This window comes from Paenibacillus zanthoxyli JH29, from assembly GCF_000520715.1.
GTDB classification, from domain to species: Bacteria; Bacillota; Bacilli; order Paenibacillales; family Paenibacillaceae; genus Paenibacillus_AQ; species Paenibacillus_AQ zanthoxyli.
In genome coordinates this window covers 1-2,521 of sequence record NZ_ASSD01000074.1, presented here as the reverse complement: position 1 = coordinate 2,521, position 2,521 = coordinate 1, and the positions used below count along the sequence as shown (strand labels likewise).

Below are 2,521 nucleotides of genomic sequence, written 5' to 3'. Positions count from 1 at the left end.
GCTCCCGATGGCCACGGTGGAGCAGACCTACGGCATTCTGGCCTGGCAGCTCTACGCCGCGGGCGTTCCCTGGAATGACGCGATAGTGCGGGTGATGGGCATTGCCAAGGATGCGATGAACGAGCTGCGCGAGCGCCGCGCCGCGAGGCCCCTGCCCGGGCTGCTGCCCTTTCTTGCGCAGTGTGCGCAGGCTTCGCTTCGGCTGGGAGTGGTAACGTCGGATGAATCGCATACGACGGCCGAGCATCTGGAATGGCTCGGCATTTCCCGTTATTTCGGCGCGGTGGTGACAAGGGACAAAGTGGTCAGAGGCAAGCCGGCTCCGGAAATGGCCGAAACCGCCTGCCGGGAGCTGGGGACGCTCCCTGAAGAGACCGTCGTCATCGGCGACAGCAACGCCGATATGCAGATGGGCAGAGGAGCGGGCCTGCGCCTAGCGATCGGGATATCATCGGCGGCGGGAACGGCGGAGCATTTGGCGGACGCGGATACCGTCGTCCGCGACTTTACCGAGCTGACCGTTTCAGTATGACTTTTACCAGAAAGGATGATTATAAGTTATGGATTCATTGCAAACCTTAGCTTCCTGGATACGGGAAAGCAGCCGTATCGTCTTTTTCGGAGGAGCTGGAACATCGACGGAAAGCGGCATTCCCGATTTCCGTTCCGCGGCGGGACTGTATCTGTCGGAGAAATCTTCGCCATACCCGCCTGAGCAAATGCTGAGCCACAGCTTCTTCATATCTAAGCCGGACATTTTTTTTGATTTTTACCGGGGCAAGATGCTTCACCCGGACGCCCTGCCGAACGGCGCTCACCAGCTTCTTGCCCGCCTTGAGCAGGAGGGTCGCCTTAGTGCGGTCGTGACGCAGAACATCGACGGGCTTCATCAGAAAGCGGGCAGCCGGCGCGTGCTGGAGCTTCACGGGTCCGTGCATCGCAACCACTGTATGAGCTGCTCGCGTTATTACGGGCTGGATGCGATTACCGGCAGTGAAGAGACCGTTCCCCGCTGCCTTGAATGCGGCGGCATCATTAAGCCGGACGTTGTGCTCTACGAGGAAGAACTGGACCATAAGGTGCTGACCGATTCCGTCCAGGCGATTGCAAATGCCGATCTGCTCATCATCGGAGGCACTTCGCTGACCGTGCAGCCTGCAGCCAGTCTTATTCAATATTTTCAAGGCAGGCATACAGCGCTGCTTAACGGCGAGCCGACGTCTTACGATTCGCGTGCGGACCTGGTCATCACCGATCGGATCGGGTGGGCGATGGACAAAGTAAGCGAGATGCTGGGTTGACGTTTTCCCGCGTCTTCGTGCATGCGGTGATTATAATATCCTGCGGCAGTGTAAAAATAAAATATTCGGACTGAGAGGCAGGGATACGCATGGTATATGTGGCAAGCGACGAGCGGTATGAGGCGATGCGGTACAACCGCTGCGGGAAGTCGGGATTAAAGCTTCCGGCCATCTCGCTTGGGCTATGGCACAATTTCGGCGGTATTGACTCCTACGAGAACGGAAGAGAAATGATAACCCGGGCGTTTGATTTGGGCATTACCCATTTCGATTTGGCCAACAATTACGGGCCGCCCCCCGGTTCAGCCGAAGAATTGTTCGGCAGCGTGCTTGCCAAGGATCTGGCGCCGTACCGTGACGAAGTGGTAATTTCGACCAAGGCCGGATACTATATGTGGCCGGGGCCGTATGGCGAATGGGGCTCCCGGAAGTATGTACTGTCAAGTCTGGACCAAAGCCTGAAGCGGCTCGGGGTGGATTATGTGGACATTTTTTATTCGCATCGGCCCGATCCGGAGACGCCGCTGGAAGAGACCATGGGAGCGCTGCACCAGGCTGTCCGCTCAGGTAAGGCTCTGTATGCCGGATTATCCAACTACTCCGCCGAACAGACGGAAGCCGCAATTGCCATACTCAGGGATCTCGGCACTCCGCTGCTGATTCACCAGCCAAGGTATTCGCTGCTGGACCGCTGGATAGAGAATGGGCTGCAGGATGTGCTGGAGCGGCATGGAGCTGGAAGCATCGCTTTTACGCCGCTCGCGCAAGGCTTGCTGACAAATAAATATCTGAACGGCATTCCGGGCGATTCCAGGGCGGTCAAGCCTTCGGCCGCGTTTAACGAGAGCCGGATTACGCCGGAGGCGCTGCGGAAGGTCCGGCTGCTGAACCAGATGGCCGCAGCTCGCGGCCAGAGTCTGGCGCAGTTTGCATTGGCCTGGGTGCTGCGAAGCGGCAGGGTCACTTCCGCGCTGATCGGCGCGAGCCGCGTAAGCCAGATCGAAGAGAACGTGGCGGCGCTGTCCAATCTCGAATTCACGGATGAAGAGCTGGACCGGATCGAGATTATTTTGAAGACCGGGAACGACGGTTAGCAGGTACGGCCCGGCTAGTGATCCTGCTGCCGCGCCGTGACGGCGCGGTAAGCTGTCGGCGACTGGCCGCAGAAGCGCTTGAATTGGCGGGAGAAGTATAAAGCGTCTGTTAATCCGACCGATGCC

4 protein-coding genes are annotated in these 2,521 nt (G+C 58.4%); 3 read left to right on the top strand and 1 reads right to left on the bottom strand.

Features of this window, described 5'->3' with window-relative positions; translation table 11 throughout:
* The 3 genes from L691_RS0102925 to mgrA form a co-directional block, all read left to right on the top strand.
* Positions 1–532, top strand: a 532-nt coding sequence (locus L691_RS0102925) for an HAD family hydrolase (protein WP_036734946.1), incomplete at its 5' end; no start/stop codon positions are given.
* A gap of 28 nt (positions 533–560) precedes the next feature.
* On the top strand, positions 561–1,301 hold the full coding sequence (locus L691_RS0102920) for an NAD-dependent protein deacylase (protein ID WP_025688671.1): 741 nt from the start codon (positions 561–563) through the stop codon (positions 1,299–1,301).
* An 89-nt stretch (positions 1,302–1,390) separates the two neighbouring features.
* Positions 1,391–2,395 carry an L-glyceraldehyde 3-phosphate reductase gene (gene mgrA / locus L691_RS0102915; RefSeq protein ID WP_025688670.1) on the top strand — a complete coding sequence of 335 codons (1,005 nt, stop codon included), beginning with the start codon at positions 1,391–1,393 and terminating at the stop codon, positions 2,393–2,395.
* A gap of 14 nt (positions 2,396–2,409) precedes the next feature.
* Here mgrA and L691_RS31750 read toward each other — a convergent pair.
* Positions 2,410–2,521 (bottom strand): AraC family transcriptional regulator (locus L691_RS31750; RefSeq protein WP_156934142.1); only part of this gene is annotated, 112 nt, incomplete at its 5' end.